The following is a 20387-nucleotide window of genomic DNA, read 5'->3' as shown; positions in this document are numbered from 1 at the left end:
CGGTATGCTTTAGCCTCATGCTTTAGCCTCGGCTGTGGGCTAGTCTAATCTCTCCCCAATCCTGACTCATGCCCCCTCAACCCTCAACCTCCGAGGAAGCGCACCTGCTGGCCCGCATCGCCCAGCAGGATCAATCTGCCCTATCCCTCCTGTACGACCGCTATGCGCGAGTGCTGTATTCCCTGGCATTTCGGATTTTGGGGTCGGTCGAAGAGGCAGAAGAAATTGTGCTAGACGTGTTTAGCCAGGTGTGGAAGCTGGCAGGGCGCTATGATCCCCGGCGTGGACGGGTAGACGCATGGCTATTCATGCTCACCCGTAGCCGCTCGCTCGACCGACTGCGATCGCTCCAGCGCGTCAGCAAAGCTGTCGAGTCTTCTACTGAAGCCGCAAAAACAGTCCCCCAAGCACAGATCTCAGATCCGACAGAAGACGTATTAATAAATGAACGGCGCGATCGCGTATTGGCAGCAATGCAGCGACTGCCCGTAGAACAGCGCGAGGTGCTTGAGCTAGCTTACTACGAAGGATTGACCCATGTAGAAATCGCAACCAAGACTGGAAAATCTCTAGGAACAGTGAAAACGCGCATCCGTCTGGGTTTGAACAAACTCCGCCAGGTGCTTGATGCACTCGATTTGTTAGATTGAGGACTTGTTAGAGTAAGGAGCCTTTTTAGCCCCCCAAAAACCGGAAGAACGCTGAAAAGATTGGACGCTGCATACATTAGATGCCGCACACACTACTAGATGCCACTAGATGCCGCATACACTATAGATGCCGCATACGTTATGGAGTGCGGATATAGATGGAGTGCGGATATAGAGTGCGGATGCAACACAGAGTGCAGATGCAACACAAATAGATAGAAACACAGAATCCAAAAAGCAGAACCCAAAAATATGATGATGCAATTATCATGCAGCTATCTCACAGCCATAGCGCAACTGCAATGCCGCTGAATGGTGCTACTAGCCCAATACGGCTTGCACCAGTCAACAGGGTCGCAGCATAGCAGTAGCATAGCCGTCCTACGTTGTGAGGTGGTAATCCGGCCCGACATGGCTTGCACCTGCAACGAGGGGCGACAGAGCATCATAACTAGACAGATACATCATGGCCAGAAGCGCAGCTATAAGCGTCAGCACGAAGCATAGACGCAGAGCATAGGTGCAAAGCCCAGAGACCCAAAGATATTGAGATGTATTGAGTCAAACATGGATCAGTATAGAGAAACGCTTGGTCAACTGTTCTGCACCGTCAGAACGCTTACCAAATCCACAAGCTAGGATGAAGAAATGATGACAGCAGTAACGATCGATCACGACCCTTGCTTGTGTGACCTGACCGCGCTGTATGCCCTGGGGCTGCTAGACGATGCAGGGCTTGAGCAAATCAACGCCTATCTGGAGGAATGTCCAGAACTGGCTATCGAAATGGCTGAACTGGAAGAAACCGTGGCAACGCTGCCCTACAGTTTGGAGTTGGTGTCACCTGCTGCTGACCTGAAAGATCGGCTATTTCAGCGGATTCATCAAGACGCGGTTCAACCCGCTGGCTCAAGCCTGTCCGAATCCGCCCCGCCGCCAGTCGCAGAACCCCTCGCCTCTTTTTCGTTCCGCCAAATGCGCGAGGCCGTTGCCGCTGCACGGGTATTGATGCGCCAGTTTTCTAGCGGCAACCGACTGACTGTGCGCGGCCGCGACCTCGACTGGCAGCCCTATCGGGTTCCTGGTGTTTCCGTTGCCCCGCTCTACGTAGATCTGGCAAGGCGAGAAGTAACCGCGCTGCTCAAGGCGGAGCCGGGTGCAGTCTATCCGATTCATCGTCATGCGGCTCCCGAAGAGATTTACATGCTCGATGGCGATTTGAGAATTGACGGTGAGGTGTATGGCGCAGGGGACTACATTCGCTCTCGCCAGGGAACGGTGCATGAGCCATCTGAAACAGTGGGCGGCTGCATGTTTTTGGTGCGAACTTCACTAGACGATGAGTATTTTTAGCTTCAAGCGCACTAGGTGATTAATATTCAAACACGGTTAATATTCGAGCACGAGCGCTAATCCTGCTAACTCCAACTCCTGCTGCATCCTCTGTGTCCCAGTTTCAGCGGCTTACCATTGCGCCTGACCAGATTAGTGGGTCGTATATCCGACTGACACCAGAGCAGCAGCACTACTTGCGGCGAGTGTTGCGGCTTCAGGCGGGCGATCGCCTATTGGCAATGGATGGTCTGGGGCAGTGCTGGCTGGTTGCCGTCGAGCCGCCCGACCAGATGCAAATTCTAGAGGAACAGATCCCAATTGCACCCACAGAACTGCCGCGCCCTGTTGTGCTGCTGATTGCCATGCCCAAGGGGCAGGGCATGGACGACATTGTTCGCCAGGCCACGGAACTGGGCGCAGCGCAGATTGTGCCGATTTTGAGCGATCGCACGCTACTCAACCCCAGTCCCCAAAAGCTCGACCGCTGGCGGCGCATTGCCCAAGAGGCTGCGGAACAATCCGAACGGCAGTTCGTGCCCACGATTGGTGATCCTCAGCCCTGGAGCGACGCGCTCACCGTCTGGAATGCGGAGACTTGTGAGGCATATCTGTGCGAGGCGCGGGGCGATCGCCCCCATCTGCTCCAAAAACTCTTGCCAACTCGTGGAGCCTCCCCATCAACCAAACCAGTGGCGATCGCCATTGGCCCCGAAGGCGGCTGGACCAATGCCGAAATCGACGGGGCGATCGCCGCTGGCTATCGAGTCGTGTCGCTGGGGCGGCGCGTGCTGCGAGCCATCACCGCACCTGCGGCCGCACTGGCGATCCTTGCAGCGGCCCTGGAGCAAGACATGCCTTCCAGCAGCTCATTTTTTTGATGGGTTGAGCTGATACAGAGCTGGGCGAAGGAACCCTACGCTTCGGTCATAGCGATCACTTGGGCGATCGCCAACTGGATTTGCGGAAATGTCGGCGACACAATCGAGGTTTCGCCCTGATATCGCTGTGCCTGGTATTCCCCATCAATCAGGGAATTAATCGTGATGGTTGGCTGCTTGGGAGAGCCGATATACTGCACACCGCCCAGCTCTGCGTAATCCACAATCCAATACTCTGAAATCCCCAGGGTTTCGTACTCATTCAGTTTAATTCGATAGTCATCGCGCCAGTTAGTGCTAACCACTTCAATCACCAGCGGCGGTGGAATGTACGCCGCAGCCGGGTCAGAACTTTCACGCATTCTGTCCCATTCTTCTTTAGCAAACACGACGATATCGGCCTTGCGGCTGGATTGAGGTTCACCGGCCCCAGCGACAAGCCTTACTTGTTTGCCCTGGCGAGGTACGTAGGGCAGCTTGAGCGATTGGCAATGATCAATCAAAAGACGACATAGCCCCTTCACGACATCCTCATGTTTCGCAGTCGGTTCGCTGAGGGGCATCGCAACTCCATTCACCAACTCAAAGGATCTGCCGGAGCCATCATCCCAGTTGAGAAATTCCTCAAAGGTAAGGAGCTTTTTGACAATTGCAACCATCGCTACGTGCCTCTGGTCTTAGGGAGTTGGCTGCTTCTAGCTTAAACAGGATTGACGCAAAGAGAATGAAACTTACGCATCTGCGTGATTGCTCAGGAGCCGCACCCGCGAGAATCCCAAAAACCTGCCACAAGACCAAATCTCAAATCCAAATCTCAAACCAAAAAGCTGCCGTTGAACTCTTCAACAGCAGCTTTCAATCTAGCCAAAAACCTAAATCTAGCCAAAAAAATCAGCCAAGACCCAAGACAAAAGGGAAACTGGGCCAAACCTCTCCGGAAGTCCCCCTTTTTAAGGGGGATTTAGGGGGATCGGCTCAGGGCAATCAACGACCTAGAAAGCTTTAAAGCACTGACTTAGCCCTGGGGTCTGACCTGACGCGCCATGTCTAGGAACGGATTAAGGCTGGGGCCAGGGCGACGACGGCCGCTCCGGCTGCTGCTCAACACCACAAAATTCGGCGCAAAGGTTTGGTCAGCCGCGGGCGCAGCCTCAGGCGTAGGCTTAGCAGCCGGGGCCGGAGCCGCAGCCGCAGGAGCCTTGCCATTCGACGTAACATCCGTTGCAGGAGGCACAACCGCAGCCACAGCCGCCGCAGGTGCAGGGGCTGCCACGGGCGCTTCAGTCTTCGCAGGGGCAGCCTCAGCAACAGGAGCCGCAGCCGCAGCACTACTAGAAGGCTCAGCCTCTAGAAAATATTCTGAAGACTTGCCCAAGCCCAGCAGCTTGCCTAGTCCGCCCAAAAACGAGAACAGTCCCCCAAGTAGTTTCTTAATTAAACCCATTGTTGCGATCGCTCCAAGAAATGCGTCTGTGTGTTCAATGCGTCTACGTGGTCGCAAAAGCTTTTGTTGTCAAGAAAACGCAGGAGAACCCCTAGATTTTCTCGCTCGTCATCTAATCTTTTGGCTGAACGTGCTGCTCCGGTCGCTTAGCATATCAGCTTTGAGTAAAAATACTTAGAGCCATCTCTGGAAGCCAGACTGAGCAAGATTTCAGCCACTCCTATTATCCCTGTCAATGGACATCCAGAGATGCGTTGTTGACCAAGTTGATCAAAAAATTTTAGACACCGTGGATCAGTGGTAATGCCCCAAGTTCCTCTCTAGGCCTGGAGTTGATCCGCCAGACTCACTCGCTGCCACCAGCGATTCAGTGGGTAATAGAGCGCTGGTGCCCAGAGGCTACTGAGAATGGCAGAGCAGAGGGCAATTTGCTGGTGATAGTTCCAAATTTCTGAAAGCGTGCGGGAGGAAAGGCGATCGGGCACCCGCAGATCTTGAAGCATAAATTGAAACGCCGTCACGGTTTCCGCAATCACCGCCATGCCAAACACAATTAGCGCTACCGAAATAAAGTCTTCCTGGATATAGCGCTGCTTTTGAATCAATGCTGTAAGCAATCCCACCAGCGCGAGACTCAGTGTATGAGTTGGGTTGGCCGCCGTCATGCCGTCTTGCAGCAGCCCCAGCACTATTCCGGCGATCGCACCCTGCCAGGGCGATCGCTTGATACTCCAGGCCACAACCCAGATCAGCAGCCAGTTTGGCCCCACCCCCAACAGTTCCATCCCTACAAACCGGGTTGGCAAAACCAGCAAACAGGCCAAGACCGAGCCAGCCGTTATCAGTGCATTTAGCGCCTGCCTCAAATAAGGACTCAGAAGCAGCAAATCATTCATAGCACTTAGGCAGAATCATCAGGGCAAGGTTGAGTCTGGTGGCGGCGGAGGCGGCGGGGGCGGTTCAGTAGCAGCAGGTTTTGGATTGGGCGCAACCAGCACCCAGTCCAATGTGCTAATCGGGGCTGATAGCTCGACAATGGCCTCTGGGGCGGGGCTTTTGCTAAAGTCTACTGACTCAATGCGCCCCACAGGCAGCCCCGGCGGAAACAACTGGCTGAACGACGACGTAGACACGACATCCCCCGGTTTCACATCCGGCACCTTTTCAAAAAACTCCATCACTGCCCGATTGCCCGACTGCCCCCGCATATAGCCCATAAAGCGAGAGCGGCTAACCGTCACGCCGATACGACTGGTGGGGTCGCTCACCAACAGCACACGGCTCGTATTTGCCGTCACCTGTACCACTCGCCCCACCAGTCCGCCCGTTCCGGAAACAATAGAGCCAACTTCTACCCCATCGCGCCGGCCCCGCCCCAGGGTCACCTGCTGCCACCAGTGGTCAGCGCTGCGCCCAATAATCGGAGCCGCAATCCCCGGTTGTGGCTGCGTTGTATTGTAGTTCAACAATTCTTGGAGTCGGCGGTTTTGGCTTTCTAGCTCAATTAAGCGCTGCTGCAACTCCTGCACCTGGGCGTTGTCCAGGATTTCGGCGCGAGTCGGGCCTTTAGCTTGAAACGGGGCGCTGATCGCTCGATACAGCTCTAGCACAAATGCACCCTGGGTTTGCCTGAGCATCCACGCAGTACTAAGAGCCAGCACTGCTAGCCCCAGCCGCAACCCATTTTTCCCCCACCATCGACGCAGTACGTACATTAGCCGCGCTCAATCCTCATCGCCAGCGCTTCACACAAGTCCTGAGATGCCCGATATGAATCCTGAGAGGAATCCCCACGAAAACTGGAAATACTTGCTCAGAACACCAATTCAGAATACCCATAAGGTATACAACCTTACGCTACATATTGCGAGAGTGTCCGCTAAAGACCCGCTCAAGCTGCTTGAAGTTTTCTAGAACACGCCCAGTGCCTAGCACGACGCAACTCAGCGGGTCCGCTGCAACGTGAACCACAATTCCGGTCTCATGGCTGATTAGGGTATCTAGCCCGCGCAGCAAGGCTCCTCCCCCTGCCAGCATGATCCCCCGATCGATGATGTCTGCCGCCAGTTCAGGAGGGGTGCGCTCCAGCGTGCGCTTAACAGCTTCGATGATGACCGACAGAGGTTCTGCCATCGCTTCACGGATCTCTGGTGCTTTCACCGAAACAGTGCGGGGTAGCCCCGACAGCAGGTGCAGCCCTCGAACATCCATGATGATGTCGTCATGGTTGTCCGTTGGATAGGCGGAGCCAACCATGATTTTGATTTCCTCTGCTGTACGTTCCCCAATCACCAGGTTGTGAACCTTTTTCATGTATTGGGAAATGGCCTCGCTTAGCTCGTCGCCAGCGACCCGCACCGATTCGCTCAGCACAGTGCCCTGCAAGCTCAGCACTGCGACCTCGGTGGTGCCGCCGCCGATGTCGATAATCATGTTTCCAGTCGGCTCTGCTACGGGCAAGCCAGCTCCAATGGCTGCGGCCACGGGTTCATCAATCAAATAAACATCTCGGGCCCCCGCCTGGGACGCAGCTTCCATCACAGCCCGACGCTCAACGCCCGTCACGCCACTGGGAATACCAATCACGATACGAGGGGAAACGAGCGTCCGACCTTCATGGACGCGGCGGATGAAGTGCTTGAGCATTAGCTCAGCCGTGTCAAAATCTGCAATCACCCCATCACGCAGGGGGCGCAGTGCCATCACGTTTCCGGGAGTCCGTCCCAGCATCTTCTTGGCATCTTCGCCAACGGCTAGGGGTACTTTCTCGTTTTGGTCAATGGCTACCACTGATGGTTCTTGAAGCACAATGCCTCGACCCGAAACGTAGACCAGGGTGTTTGCTGTGCCCAGGTCGATACCCATGTCGCGTGACAACGAGAAGCGGTTAAAAAGTCCCACTAGCCTAACAAGCTCCTAGTTACAAAAACACTACTGCGATCGCTCTACATGCCCCGATAACTCAGGTAAAACCCTTGGTTGGCACCTGGTTAACGATTCTGAGGTGATGACGATGCTCAGGGGTAAACTTGCAGATGCTGCCCGATGAACCGGACTTCCCTTTTCAGAGAGCCGCGTTGCTTTTGAAAAGCAGCTTTGCTGTTGATGCTGACCGGATTCGTTATGCCTTAAGCTCGCTCCATCTGCCCTATGCTGCTAAGCCTATGCCCTCAAAATTAATGTCTCCAAACAATATCTCAGAGTTCCAACCTGATTCCAAAGACCTATGAGTATGGAAGAGACTCAAGCACAGCATCCCAACTCCGTCGATGGGATTGTATTACGATTTTTGTCAACCGTCTAGTCGGAATATGCCTAAGATGCTGATCGGGTTTTGGCTGACGGAGTGCATGAGGGCGATCGCCCCTGCTTGAAGACCAGCCGCCAACATCCTGCTGCTATCTCCCGGCTTGATCTGGTCATTAGATCCTGACGAGATCCTGACGGATTGCACCCCGCTCACGATACCGCAAAACTGACCCCTGTGGCGCAAGATACCAGGAAGATTGCCGGAAGGTGGATGGATGGGGGCGATCGCCAACTGTGCGATCGCCAACCGATGCCAATTTGACGGTGTTTCCGGCGCTTGCTAAGGCGAAAAAGTTTGGGCAAATACAGTCTGGCAATCATCCGACAATCAGGGGAGCAACCGCTTCAAAATCCGGCTAGATCCTGTTAAAATAGGACAGGTATACTACATAAGGCGATATGCAATTCTAATCATTCCTCTCATTTTTTTAAGGAATTAATTTTGAAAGGATTGATTGACTCAGATTTTCTGCGTATCTGGCTTTAATTGCTGTTTCCAAAGTTTTGATTTTTAGGTTTGGGGAATGTTCTATGAGCTTGAACGTCGTTACCCTGGTGGGTCGGGCGGGTCGTGATCCGGATGTAAAGTATTTCGAGTCGGGCAGCGTGGTCTGCAAGTTTACGCTGGCTGTGAATCGCCGCACTCGAAACAGCGATGAGCCAGACTGGTTCAACCTGGAGATGTGGGGCAAGACGGCTGAGTTGGCCGCAAATTACGTCCGTAAGGGGAGTCTGATTGGGGTTAGCGGCTCACTCAAGTTTGAATACTGGAAAGATCGAGCAACTGGAGCCGATCGCTCTGCGCCTGTGATTCGGGTTGACCGGATGGAGTTGCTGGGGTCGAAGCGAGATACTGAAGCGGCAGCGGCCTCTGGCGGCTATGCCGACGATGAGTTCTAGAGGGCACGGCCGAAGTTCTGTAAGGGGGCGATCGCCTATCGGACAAAAGCTCACCTGTTGCGTGTGCCCTTGAGCTTTCTCCCAAAGGTTCGGCATATTCTCACGGTTGCTTCAGTTTCCTCACAAAAGGGTTCTGGGGCACTCAGTGTTGTTTCAGGTTCCCCTCAGCCAGAGTCGCCAAGATGTGAGTTATCTCGGAAAGGACTCCCAAGCCTTGCCAATAGCAGGCTGGAACCTTCTACGGATTGACTAACATCAAGGAGGTTTGCGATGAAACGAATTGTTCTCATGGCGCTGTTTGTGCTGGTGCTGTCTACAGCCGTAGCTCCAGTGACGCTTGCTCGAAGAGGAACCAGTACCTGTCCTCTGGACGGAACCCGCTGCGTTGGATCGGGGGGCGGCGGCGATTAGGGTTGGGCGATCGCACTATGAAATCGCCCTGTGAGATTGCCCAGTCAAATCGCGCTGTGAAATCGCGCTGTGAGATTACACTGCGAAATCGCCCTGTGATGTAGGCGATAAAAGACCCTGGCAGAAGACGGGAATCTTGCCAGGGTTTCTGATGAAGCTACCAGGTCTTTTCAGCTTTTATGCCTGAAGAATGCCGCGGGCAGCGATTTCAGCCGTCTCTACTGCGCCGTTCATATAGCCTTGGGATTCTAGAGAGCAGTGTTCCCCTGCGAACCAGAGATTGCCCACGCGCTCGATTTCGGCTCCGGCGATCGCCGTCCACTGCCCGGGCCGATAGCAGGAATAGGACCCTAGCGCGTGGGGTTCGGCCGCCCAAATTGCGCGGAGCGATCGCCCTTTTTGCACTTCAGCAATGCCTGGAAAGATCTGGTCTAGATCAGCGGCGAGCGCCTTGGCGTGGGTGGCGGGGCTATCGGCCGCCAGCAATACGCCCTGTTGTCCCGCCCGTAGGTCTGTCACCCAGGCGCTCGGCCCCGGCGAGTAGCGGGCGCTTTCCCAGGTATTTTGAAAATCCAGGTCAGTGTAGACGCTGATGGTGGAGCCGTAGCGGGTGCGCCAGATACGCTCCTGGAAGGGGACGGCCAGCTTGCTGCTGGTGCCATAGCCCAACTCGGCGATCGCCTTTTGCTTCACGGGTGGCAGGTCTATCGCGAGTTCCACCTGTCGCAGTACCGAAAACGGAAGGGTCAGCAGCACCTTTTCGTAGCTGCGCTCGATGCTCTTGCCGTCTTGTCGCAGGCTGACGCGATAACGCCCATCGGGGGCGAGGCGAATCGATTCCAGAGCGGTGTTGAGGGCGATCGCCCCCGCAACCCGTTTTGCCAGCGCTTCAGGAATCGACTGGTTGCCGCCGACCACATGCCAGCGCTCGTCGCTGTCGCCGTAGGTGCTCCACTGCCCCACCTCCGTCCCGATCAGATAGAGCATGTTCAAGCAGGACATGTCTTCTGCGTCTCGCCCAAATTCGGTGATGTAGGCTACCCGTACTAATTGGTGAATCACCGGGTCAATCTCTGCCGCATCCAGATATTCTGCCAGCGACAGCCGATCGAGCTGGGCGGCGTGGTCATTATGCTGGCGATAGGTGATGCCTCGCCCCATCGCCAGCAAGTCCTGCGTGATTCGCTTGGCGAGGGGTGCAAACCGCTCCACCACTGCCTCATGGCTCACCTTTTGCCCCTGAAAATACAGCACCTCCGGCTCTAGCCCCGCATCGGCCGCCCGCAGGTCAGACAGTTCCAGGCCCAATTCTGCGACCAGAGCGCGGACGTGGGTATGTCGCGTGTCGATAAATTCGCCACCCAGTTCCACTGTCCCCGGCAGTCCATCCGGGTTTCGCACAGTCCGCAGCCGACCGCCGATGCGGGCACTGGCTTCGACTAGCTCAAACGGCATACCCGCCTGCTGGAGCCGATAGGCAGCCGTCAATCCTGCTACGCCCGCTCCCACAATCAGCACGGGCGACGGGTTCGCGCCAGAGCGAGTGGACTGCCCTGATGGATGAGGGCGATCGCCCCCCACCGAGTCTTCCATTCCCAAACTGCCCATCCCCAGCGTGCCGCCCAGCACTGCGCCTGCCTGCAACACGCGCCGCCGCGACAGGTGTGCATCCAGCCATCCCGCTGCTTCGGGCAGGGACATTTTTGTTTGCTCAGACCATTGCGAAATTCGATAAGCTCGGCGAAAAAGCGTAATTAATCGACTTCTAGACATACAAAACGAAAAACTAAGAAAGACTGGGAACAGGCCCCCGGCTCAAAAGCCAGCCGTTATCTAAGGTGACATTTCAAGGTGACATCTCAAGGTGATGACATCTGATGACATCTAAGGTGACAGTAGCGGCTTCTCACGGGCGCTACGCTTTGCCATCCTGTATCCCCAATCGCCACGCTAGCGCTTTTTTTAGCGAACGGGTGTAAACCCGATGGGCGATCGCCCATTCACAGCGCCCCCTGCACAGAAGCGCCCACCATCCCAACAAAACAGCCTAAAAGCCCCAGAAGCACCAGCCTAATCAGACACGACCCCGCCCTGGGGCGCAGCCTGGCTATCGGGCTGGGTTTTATTGAAATACGTTTCCAGCACTTGCTTCACCATCGGCGCAGCCACCTTCCCGCCGCCTCCCTCAGGGGAATTCTCGATAAATGCCACCACGACAATTTCTGGATTATCCAGCGGAGCATAGCCGCCATACCAGGCGTGGGATTTGCGCGGCGGATCTTCGGCAGTACCCGTTTTGCCCGCGTTGGGCGGCAGGCTGGGCGTATTCATCACTGTGCCCGTGCCGCTGCTGACCACCCGACGCAGCCCCTCTTGCAAAATTCTCAGCGTCGTAGGACTTAGACCAATAGGAGTGCGCCACGAGCGGGTTGCCTCCTGGTCTTTTAGCAAATGGGGACGCACCAAATCGCCTCCATTCGCGGGCACCGCAAACATCACCGCCACTTGGAGCGGCGAGGCCTGCATGTAACCCTGACCGATGGACATGTTGATGGTGTCGCCGATAAACCATTCCTCATCCAAGTTTTCGCGCTTCCAGGCCGGATCGGGCACGAGCCCCGCCGATTCCTCAGCCGCCAGTTCAATGCCCGTTTTCCGGCCAAAGCCGTAGCGCCGTGTCCACTCAATCAGCGGCTCGTGGCCCATGCCCATCGCGGTTTGGTAGAAAAACGTGTCGCTGCTCCAGGCCATGGCTCCGCGAAAATCCAGCGGCCCAAAGCCTGCATTGTTCCAGTCCCAAAACTTGATGCCGCCGACTTCGATATAGGGGCGAGTCCGAAGAACGGTGCTGGGGGAATAGCGCCCCGACTCAATCGCCGCTGTCGTGGTGACAATTTTAAAGGTGCTGGCCGGCGGATAGCCCTGGAGGGCCCGGTTGACAAACGGATAGGACTTGCTTTGCAACTCCTGCCACTGGGCATCCGTAATGTGGGTAGAAAAAAGATTGGGGTCAAAGGCTGGACGGCTGACAAGCGCCAGTACGGCTCCGTTGCGCGGATCGAGGGCAACGATCGCCCCTTTGCGATCGCCCAGCACCGTTTCCGCCGCCTTTTGCAAATCTAGATCCAGCGTCAGCGTCACGGTATTGCCCGCCCGTGCCGACTTTTCGCCCAGCACCCGCAGCACATGGCCCATGCCGTCCACCTCGACCTGCTGCCCGCCCCACTGCCCCCGGAGTTGTCGTTCAAACGCCGCCTCCACGCCCATCTGCCCGACCACATCCCCCAAGCGATAGCCTTCAGACCGCCGCCGTTCCAGGTCTTCGTCCGACATTTCTCCCGTATAGCCCAGCACATGGGCCGCCAGATCCCCGTGGGGATAGTAGCGCACCGCCTCTGCCTGCACCTGCACCCCCGGCATCTGCTGGCTAAACTCGGCCAGCGCTGTTACCTGGGCAGGGCTGATGCCACGAGCGATGCGGAGTAGTTCTGGAGAGCTATAGCCAGCCTGATCCAGCCGCTTCTGGATAGTCTCTTCAGGAATATTGAGGATCGTGGATAGCCGCTTGACGATGGGCCGCCAGTTGGCCTGGCGATTGGCAATCGGCCAGAGAAACACCGCATAGGAAAGGCGGCTCCCTGCCAGCGTCCGCCCTTTGCGGTCGAGGATTCGCCCCCGCTCTGGCTGTCGAGGAATCAGCCGCACCCGGTTGTCGTCTGCCAATTGCCGATTGTATTGCCCTTCGACCAGTTGCAGGTAGGCTAGGCGAGTGCCGATGCCTCCTAGCAGAGCGACGGTGACGGTGAGCATCACCACCAGCGATTGGTAGGACTTGCCCACGGTGCGGCCTGTTTGTTGCCGCACGGTTGGCGGATTTTGCGTCAGCGTCATAAATGAAAACGCGCCCTCTGACAGAACCTCTGAAACCCAGTGCAGGTTGGAGAAACGTTAAATGTTTAGTAAATCATTAGGTAAATCAATTCACATAGTTTACCGCCATTGATCCCGGTATTGATCCCGGTGTTGATCCCCGGTAGTGTCGGATTCAGCTACCTGTATTTTGGACTGTATCTTGGTATAGGGCGATCGCCCCCACATCCCAAACCCGCCATAGCCGCTGCCGAAATCACTCAGCCCAAATTGCCAAACGGTATACCAAACAACCGTTGATTACCCTGGCTTCTTTGAAGATGAAGGGAAAGTTAGCCGGATGGAATGTTTGTTGTGCAACATCTGTCCTGCAATGTCTGTTATGGCGTGTCGGCGGCCGTCTGCGTAGATCCAGCTTGAAAAGCGCATAGCGATAGTCGTGACCCCGTCGCGGGCAAACTGACTTACAAGCTGAGTCGCTGTCCCGGAATTAGGAAACGCCCCGGCATTCGAGCCTTTCCATCTCGCGAATTTCCATCTTGCGAATTTCAAATCCAGCAATTTCAAATCCAAACGGTTTCAAATCCAGCAATTTCACGAGTCTACAGGCTTCATCCCTTAGGATATTTACAAGTCATCAAAGTACGAGTCATAAAATCATATAGAATCAGGCGCTTGTCTTTCCCCGCGTCGCCCATAGGGACACACATACTCACGTGAGGACTCAACTGCTAAAATCTCAGACCTAAGCCTTGACCACTGCCCCGTTCTAGCAGAATTTCTACAGGGAATTTGCCACATGGCACAGACCATCACCCCAAATCAGTCCACGGTAGAAACCGAAACCCAATATGATGTCGAACTCCGCAGAGTATTCAAGGTCTTCGATGGCTACACGGCGGTTCGCGGCATCGACCTGAACGTGCGACAAGGGGAGTTCTTCAGCATTCTTGGCCCTTCCGGCTGCGGCAAAACTACAACGCTGCGCCTAGTGGCGGGGTTCGACGAGCCAACGGCAGGTGAGGTGTTACTCCAGGGCAGGTCAATGGTGGGCGTGCCGCCCTATCGCCGCCCGGTGAATACAGTATTTCAGAGCTACGCGCTGTTCGGACACATGACCGTGTGGGACAATGTGGCGTTTGGGCTGCGGCTAAAAAATAAGAGCAAGGCAGAGGTTCAAAAAGCAGTTGGAGAAGCGCTGCAACTGGTCAAGATGGAGTCCTTTTCCCGACGCTATCCGGCTCAGCTCTCTGGCGGACAGCAGCAGCGGGTCGCGCTGGCGCGGGCGCTGGCAAACCAGCCAACCGTCGTGCTGCTTGACGAGCCATTGGGAGCGCTAGATCTGAAGCTGCGGAAAGAAATGCAGGTGGAGCTTTCGACGCTGCATCGAGAACTGGGTGTCACATTCATCATGGTGACCCATGATCAGGAAGAAGCCCTCAGCCTGTCCGATCGGATTGCCGTGATGAATGAGGGGCGGGTAGAGCAAATTGGCACGCCCAGCGAGATTTACGAGTTTCCAGCTACGCCCTTTGTGGCCGACTTCATTGGCGAGACGAATCTATTCCAAGGGTATATGGCTGCCGCAGACCCGATGCTGATAAAAGTGGAAACCGAGCGCGGACTCCAGATGGTGGTGAAGCCGACGGAGGCTTGCCCCGGCGCGGCAGCGGAGCCTGTTGTGGTCAGCATTCGCCCCGAAAAGGTGCGGCTGTCGCTAGAGCCTCCTGGTAGCGAAATGAACTGTTTTGAAGGACGACTCCGGCACACTATGTACCTGGGCACCCATGTCCACTATGTGGTCGATTTGCCAACGGGGGATATGGTGACGGTGATGCGCCCAAATCGCCCAGAGTCGATGCCCCAGGTTGATACGCCTGTGTACGTATCCTGGTCGGCGGCAGATGCCCTTCCCCTTGCAACTCAGCCTGGAGCCTAGAGCCTGGAGCCTAGAGCCTGGAACCCGAAGCCTGGAACCCAGGGCCAAGGACGAAGGCGTTGGGAGTCAAGATTGGATGCACTCCTTGGAATTACTGCCCTCAAAGGGGGCGGTCATTCTTCGCATGGACACCGCAGTTTTAGGAGATTTGCTATGCCTCCCTATCGATTTTCTGGTCGTTCCAATTCTGAATCCTCGCTGAGGCGGAATCCTGGCGGTGGGCGATCGCCCTATTCCTCCGCCTCCCGCGCCAGCCGTCGCCGCTTTTTGCAGTTGTCGAGTGCAGCTTTCTCTGGCGTGCTGTTGAGCAATTGCGCCCGAAACATTGGTACAACGGGCAGTTCTGCCGCCACAGATACTTCCGCCGCTTCACCGCCCAGCAGCGGAGATAATACTCTCCATGTCTACACTTGGTCAGCCTACATCGATGAAGACCTGCTGAAGGGCTTTGAGCAAGACACCGGGATTAAGGTCATTGCCGATGTCTATGACTCCAACGAAACCATGCTGGCTCGAATGCAGGCCGGCGGCGGCAGTCAGTACAGCATCGTCTATCCTTCCGACTACATGGTAGAACTCATGATTGAGGAAGAGATGCTGCTCGAAATTGACCAAGACCGCGTTCCTGGCTATGCCGATCTTCTGGAGCAGTGGCAAGATCCTCCCTACGACCCTGGCAACCAATACAGCGTGCCCTATACCTGGGGCACAACAGGGTTGGTCTACAACAAAGAATTGGTGAAGAAGCCCATTACTGACTGGTCTGACCTGTGGGAACGAAAGTCTGAGCTATCTCGAAGAATGACCTTGCTCAACGACGTGCGCGAGGTTATGGGCATGGCGCTAAAGATGCTGGGCTTTTCCAACAGCACCCAAGATCCCAAAGAAATTGAAGCCGCCTACAAGAAGCTGCAAGAACTCAAGCCTGCGATCAATGCCTTTACAACCGATGGTTGGCGAGATCAGATGGCAGTAGGCGACCTGGCCGTGGCCCATGCCTACTCGGTGGATGGCATCGATATGGTGCTGGAAAATCCCCAGCTAGAATACGTAGTGCCGTCTAGTGGCGCAACGGTTTGGACGGACACCATCGCCATTCCTAAAACGGCTCCCAACGTTGATGCCGCCTACAAATGGATTGAGTATTCGGTAGAACCGCAGACAGCGGCAAAGAATCTAGGACGGCTCAAACTACCCACGCCCAACCAGAAAACGCTGACGCTATTGCCGAAGGAGCTGGTCGAAAACCCAGATCTCTTCCCCCCCGAAGAAATTCTGGCAAAGTGTGAGGTTCTTGCCAATGTGGGCGAAGCGGTCGATATTTATGATCGGTACTGGACGCAGTTGACCAGCGCCTGACCCCGTTTTTGAGCGATCGCTCTCAATATTTTTCCACTATGGCAACCTCCGCTCCGCTCTCCCCGACTCCAGAAGTCGAACCCCAGCGCCCTGCCAGCAAGGGACTAAAGCAGCGGCTGATGGGTTTGATTCAGCCCTTTGTCTTGCTGGGGCCGCCAGGGCTTTGGCTGCTGTTGCTGCTGGTCGTGCCGACGCTGATGATCCTGGAACTGAGCCTGATTCCAGGATTCCGTCCTGGCAGCCAGCCCGCACCCTACGGTCTGGGCAACTATGTCAAAATCTTTGAGCTAATTGACGGTCAGGCGATTTATCTGTGGGTGATTGGGCGATCAGTGTTTTTTGCGATCGCCAGTACGCTCCTTTGCCTTGTGCTAGGCTTTCCTGTTGCCTATTGGATTGCGGTGATGGCTCCTGCCCGCTGGCGCAACCTGCTGCTGGTCAGCTTTGTGCTGCCCCTGTGGACATCCTCTCTGCTCCGCTCCTACGCCTGGATCACCATTCTGCGGCCGACGGGCGTGCTGAACTCGCTGCTGAGTACCCTCCGCTTGCCAACGCTGGATATTCTGAACACCCAGACTGCCGTGATGATTGGGTTGGCCTATAACTTTTTGCCCTATATGGTGCTAATCCTCTACGCTTCGCTGGAGCGGCTTGATAAGCGGCTGCTAGAAGCGGCGGCCGATCTGGGGGCAACTCCCCAGCAGGGCTTTTGGAAAGTCACCGTGCCCCAGACGCTCCCTGGCATCGCTGCCGCCTGCCTGCTGGTGTTTATTACCAGCCTGGGGGATTTTGTGGTGCCTGAACTGCTGGGCGGAGCATCCAGTATGACTATGGCTCGCCTCATTTACAACCAGTTCCTTGGCGCGACTCGCAACTGGGGCTTTGGCTCTGCCCTCAGCATGGTGCTGATCGGCGCGATGGGGCTGGGCATTGGGCTGCTGCTGAAGTATGGCGATCGCAAGCTAGAGAATTACTAATACTCCCCCTGTTTTCCCCTCGGTTTCCCACTATGACCGCAACCCTCGATCTGCCCAAAACTGTTGCCGCCAAACGCCGCCTCTCCTGGCAGTTTCTCTTCACGCTGGTGATGTTTGCATTCATGTACATCCCAGTGCTGGTGCTGGCGTTTTTTAGCTTCAACGCATCGCCCTTTAGTGCAGGCTGGAGCGGCTTTTCGTTGCAGTGGTATCAGCGCATGTTCAACGACACGCGGATTCTATCAGCGCTGGCAGATAGCTTGTCGGTGGCGCTGCTGGCCGTGGGCATTGCGGCCGTGCTGGGCACGCTGATGGCCGTGGGGCTAGCCCGCTACACCTTTCCCGGCAAGCAGTTGTATCAGGGCATTTCCTACCTGCCGCTGATTATTCCTGATATTGCGATCGCCGTTGCAACGCTTGTATTTCTGGCTTCGCTGGCAATTCCCCTGAGCCTGTGGACAGTCGTGGCCGCACACATTGTCTTTTGCCTCGCCTATATCGCGGTCGTCGTCTCGACGCGGCTCACGGGCATGAATCCTCACCTAGAAGAAGCGGCGCTGGATCTGGGCGCAACTCCGTTTCAAGCATTTACTAAAGTTCTGCTGCCCCAGCTTATGCCTGCAATTATCTCCGGTTGTCTGCTGGCGTTTGTGCTAAGCATGGATGACCTGCTGATTTCCAGCTTCACCGCAGGCGGCGGCACTACGACGTTGCCAATGGAGATTTTTAGCCGCGTCCGCACAGGCGTAAAGCCCGACATTAACGCACTGAGCGTCGTGCTGATTCTGGCATCCGGAACCCTAGCCTTTGCAGCAGAGTTCATCCGCTATCGCAGCGAACAACAGCGGCTAGATGGGTAAGCTCAAGAAGACTGTTCCAAAACATATTCGTAAAAGAAGGTTTATATATGAAAAGCCCAGCCAAGAGCGAATCGAGGCTGGGCTTTGGTTTTGGAAATGGTTTAGCAAATTTGGAAATGGTTTAGCAAAGCAACGGCTTAGCCAAGTAGCGCCTTAGCACGGCTCAGCACATTGTCTACCGTGAAGCCAAACTTCTCCATGCAAACGCCGCCAGGAGCCGATGCGCCAAAGGTGTCAATGCCGAGAATATCTCCTTCGCTACCTGCATACTTATGCCAGCCGAAGGTCGTCCCCGCTTCCACGACCAAGCGCTTGGCTACCGCTTTGGGCAACACCGACTCTTTGTAAGCAGCGTCCTGCGCTTCAAACAATTCGGTAGACGGCATAGAAACCACGCGAACCTTCTTGCCTTCTGCGGCCAGTTGTTCTGCGGCCTTGACGCAGAGATTCACTTCCGAACCCGTGCCAATCAAGATCAGATCCGGCGTGCCGTCACACTCGATCACCGTGTAGCCGCCTTTGCCCACGCCTTCGATCGAGCTACCTGCCAGGTTTGGCAGACCTTGGCGCGACAGGGCCAGCAGCGTCGGACGGTTCTTCCGAGCGTTTTCGATCGCCACTTTGTAAGCACCAGAAGTTTCCGTACCGTCCGCAGGGCGAATCACCGTCAGGTCAGGTATAGCCCGCAGCGAGGCGATGGTTTCTACGGGCTGGTGGGTCGGGCCGTCTTCGCCTAGAGCCACAGAATCGTGCGTCATCACCCAGATCACGCCGCACTCTGCCAGTGCCGACAGGCGAATTGCGCCGCGCATGTAGTCGGTAAACACCAGGAAGGTTGCGCCGTAGGGAATTAGCCCGGAACCATGCAGCGCAATGCCGTTGCAAATTGCGCCCATGCCGTGTTCGCGCACGCCAAAGTGGATGTTGCGGTTTTCGTAAGCGCCTTTCTGGAAATTGCCGCTGATTTCCAACTCCGTCAGATTGGAGTGGGTCAGGTCGGCCGAGCCGCCAATGAGTTCTGGCAATACTGGAGCCAGCGCGTTGAGGCAGATTTCTGAGTGCTTGCGGCTGGCTAGCGCCTTATCTTCAGGTTTGTAGGTGGGCAGCACTTTGTCCCAACCCTCAGGCAGTTTGCCGCTCAGCAGGCGATCAAACTCCGCTGCTTCCTGAGGATACTTGGTCTTGTATTGTGCCCAGGTTTCCTGCCACTCGGCTTCGTAGCTAGCACCACGCTCGATGGCTTTGCGAGTGTGGGCCAGGGCTTCGTCAGGAACGACAAAAGGATCGTAGGTCCAGCCCAGGTTTTCGCGAGTCAGCTTGATTTCGGCTTCGCCCAGTGCCGCGCCGTGAACGCCAGCGGTGTTGGCCTTGTTGGGAGAGCCATAGCCGATGGTAGTGGTGACTTTGATCAGCGTCGGCTTGTCGGTGACGGATTTGGCTTCGGCGATCGCCCTAGCAATTCCCTCCAAATCCGTGTTGCCGTCCTGCACATGCAGCACATGCCAGCCGTAGGCTTCAAAGCGCTTAGACACGTCTTCCGTGAAAGCAATGTCCGTGGAGCCGTCAATCGAAATGTGGTTGTCGTCGTAGAGCGCAATCAGCTTGCCCAGCCCCAAGTGACCCGCCAGTGAGCAGGCTTCGCCGGAAATCCCTTCCATGTTGCAGCCGTCGCCCAGAATGACGTAGGTGTAGTGATCTACCAGGGTCAGGTCGGGCTTATTGAACTTGGCAGCAAGGTGCGCTTCGGCGATCGCCAGACCAACCGCATTGGCAATGCCCTGACCGAGCGGCCCGGTCGTGACCTCAATACCAGGAGTCTCAAAGTTTTCGGGGTGACCAGGCGTTTTTGAACCCCACTGACGGAAGTTCTTGATTTCGTCCAGCGTGACGCTATCGTAGCCCGCCAGGTACATCAGGGCGTACTGCAACATACAGCCGTGCCCAGCCGACAGCACAAAGCGATCGCGGTTAAACCACTTGGGGTTTTTGGGATTAAACCGCATGAACTGATCCCACAGCACAAACGCCATCGGCGCAGCACCCATCGGCAAGCCGGGGTGTCCAGACTTTGCCTTTTCAACAGCATCGATCGCCAAAAACCGGATGGAATTAATACAGAGTTGTTCGAGGGTTAAGGTCGCAACAGCCATTGTCTTCTTTCTACTCAACGACGGGTGACAGGCGCTCACAAACACGCCAAAACAGGCAAGCGGGGCGGATAGGCAAACGGAAGAATCCTGAATCACCAAAGGCATCCTTCCCATCATCCCACTACAGGGGATCACAGGTGAAAGATTTCCTGGGCGATCGCACTAGGCAAATATACTCAATAAAATTAGCTTAACGGTTTATGGAAAACTGGACAAGGGTTAATCACAGCTTTCTGTAAAGCCGAATACTGTATAGGCTACAGGCAACTTGATAGGCAACTGAGCAGCTTAGAGGTTAGCTTCGC

General features: G+C 55.7%; 17 protein-coding genes. 9 read left to right on the top strand and 8 right to left on the bottom strand.

Annotation, left to right across the window (positions count from 1 at the left end):
- The first annotated feature begins 68 nt into the window (after positions 1-68).
- The 3 genes from IGS51_RS18710 (at position 69) to IGS51_RS18700 (ending at position 2863) form a co-directional block, all read left to right on the top strand.
- Positions 69-650 carry a sigma-70 family RNA polymerase sigma factor gene (locus tag IGS51_RS18710; RefSeq protein WP_297080305.1) on the top strand — a complete coding sequence of 194 codons (582 nt, stop codon included), beginning with the start codon at positions 69-71 and terminating at the stop codon, positions 648-650.
- A gap of 651 nt (positions 651-1301) precedes the next feature.
- On the top strand, positions 1302-2003 hold the full coding sequence (locus tag IGS51_RS18705) for a cupin domain-containing protein (RefSeq protein ID WP_297080303.1): 702 nt from the start codon (positions 1302-1304) through the stop codon (positions 2001-2003).
- A gap of 92 nt (positions 2004-2095) precedes the next feature.
- Entirely contained in the window at positions 2096-2863 is a 768-nt protein-coding gene (locus IGS51_RS18700; protein WP_297080301.1) for a 16S rRNA (uracil(1498)-N(3))-methyltransferase, read from the top strand.
- A 35-nt stretch (positions 2864-2898) separates the two neighbouring features.
- Here IGS51_RS18700 and IGS51_RS18695 read toward each other — a convergent pair whose 3' ends face one another.
- The 5 genes from IGS51_RS18695 to IGS51_RS18675 all read right to left on the bottom strand — a co-directional run bounded on the left by IGS51_RS18695 (position 2899) and on the right by IGS51_RS18675 (position 7172).
- A complete protein-coding gene (locus IGS51_RS18695; protein ID WP_297080300.1) occupies positions 2899-3522 on the bottom strand; it encodes a Uma2 family endonuclease in 624 nt (207 codons plus the stop codon).
- Positions 3523-3878: 356 nt separating this feature from the next.
- Positions 3879-4307 (bottom strand): hypothetical protein, encoded by a 429-nt coding sequence (locus tag IGS51_RS18690; protein WP_297080298.1) that lies wholly within the window; start codon positions 4305-4307, stop codon positions 3879-3881.
- Positions 4308-4627: 320 nt separating this feature from the next.
- On the bottom strand, positions 4628-5203 hold the full coding sequence (gene mreD / locus IGS51_RS18685) for a rod shape-determining protein MreD (RefSeq protein ID WP_297080296.1): 576 nt from the start codon (positions 5201-5203) through the stop codon (positions 4628-4630).
- Between the two features lie 18 nt (positions 5204-5221).
- Positions 5222-6022, bottom strand: a complete 801-nt coding sequence (mreC, locus tag IGS51_RS18680; RefSeq protein ID WP_297080294.1) for a rod shape-determining protein MreC — start codon at positions 6020-6022, stop codon at positions 5222-5224.
- 142 nt (positions 6023-6164) lie between these two features.
- The gene (locus IGS51_RS18675) at positions 6165-7172 is read right to left on the bottom strand and encodes a rod shape-determining protein (protein ID WP_297080313.1); all 1008 of its coding nucleotides are present in this window, start codon (positions 7170-7172) and stop codon (positions 6165-6167) included.
- Positions 7173-8147: 975 nt separating this feature from the next.
- On the opposite strand from IGS51_RS18675, the gene IGS51_RS18670 reads away from it, so the two are divergent.
- Complete coding sequence (locus tag IGS51_RS18670) at positions 8148-8516, top strand: single-stranded DNA-binding protein (protein ID WP_297080292.1); 369 nt, start codon at positions 8148-8150, stop codon at positions 8514-8516.
- 270 nt (positions 8517-8786) lie between these two features.
- On the top strand, positions 8787-8927 hold the full coding sequence (locus IGS51_RS18665; protein ID WP_297080291.1) for a hypothetical protein: 141 nt from the start codon (positions 8787-8789) through the stop codon (positions 8925-8927).
- Positions 8928-9104: 177 nt separating this feature from the next.
- Here IGS51_RS18665 and IGS51_RS18660 read toward each other — a convergent pair whose 3' ends face one another.
- Together IGS51_RS18660 and mrdA are read right to left on the bottom strand one after the other, a co-directional pair.
- The gene (locus tag IGS51_RS18660) at positions 9105-10628 is read right to left on the bottom strand and encodes an NAD(P)/FAD-dependent oxidoreductase (RefSeq protein ID WP_297080289.1); all 1524 of its coding nucleotides are present in this window, start codon (positions 10626-10628) and stop codon (positions 9105-9107) included.
- Between the two features lie 369 nt (positions 10629-10997).
- Entirely contained in the window at positions 10998-12818 is a 1821-nt protein-coding gene (gene mrdA, locus IGS51_RS18655; RefSeq protein ID WP_297080287.1) for a penicillin-binding protein 2, read from the bottom strand.
- Between the two features lie 778 nt (positions 12819-13596).
- Here mrdA and IGS51_RS18650 point away from each other — a divergent pair.
- The 4 genes from IGS51_RS18650 (at position 13597) to IGS51_RS18635 (ending at position 17932) form a co-directional block, all read left to right on the top strand.
- Positions 13597-14736: an ABC transporter ATP-binding protein gene (locus IGS51_RS18650; RefSeq protein ID WP_297080285.1), complete on the top strand. Its 1140-nt coding sequence runs from the start codon at positions 13597-13599 to the stop codon at positions 14734-14736.
- A 153-nt stretch (positions 14737-14889) separates the two neighbouring features.
- A complete protein-coding gene (locus IGS51_RS18645; protein ID WP_297080283.1) occupies positions 14890-16095 on the top strand; it encodes a PotD/PotF family extracellular solute-binding protein in 1206 nt (401 codons plus the stop codon).
- 119 nt (positions 16096-16214) lie between these two features.
- Positions 16215-17072, top strand: a complete 858-nt coding sequence (locus IGS51_RS18640) for an ABC transporter permease (RefSeq protein ID WP_367279378.1) — start codon at positions 16215-16217, stop codon at positions 17070-17072.
- A gap of 32 nt (positions 17073-17104) precedes the next feature.
- Positions 17105-17932, top strand: coding sequence for an ABC transporter permease (locus IGS51_RS18635; RefSeq protein WP_297080279.1), 828 nt, complete (start codon positions 17105-17107; stop codon positions 17930-17932).
- A 137-nt stretch (positions 17933-18069) separates the two neighbouring features.
- On the opposite strand, the gene tkt is transcribed toward IGS51_RS18635, so the two are convergent.
- A complete protein-coding gene (gene tkt / locus IGS51_RS18630) occupies positions 18070-20082 on the bottom strand; it encodes a transketolase (protein WP_297080277.1) in 2013 nt (670 codons plus the stop codon).
- Positions 20083-20387: the final 305 nt, after the last annotated feature.

Source organism: Thermoleptolyngbya sp. M55_K2018_002 (genome assembly GCF_015295965.1).
Classification (GTDB): domain Bacteria; phylum Cyanobacteriota; class Cyanobacteriia; order Elainellales; family Elainellaceae; genus Thermoleptolyngbya; species Thermoleptolyngbya sichuanensis.
The sequence above is the reverse complement of the archived record's forward strand: the minus strand, read 5'-3'. Positions and strand labels throughout refer to the sequence as shown.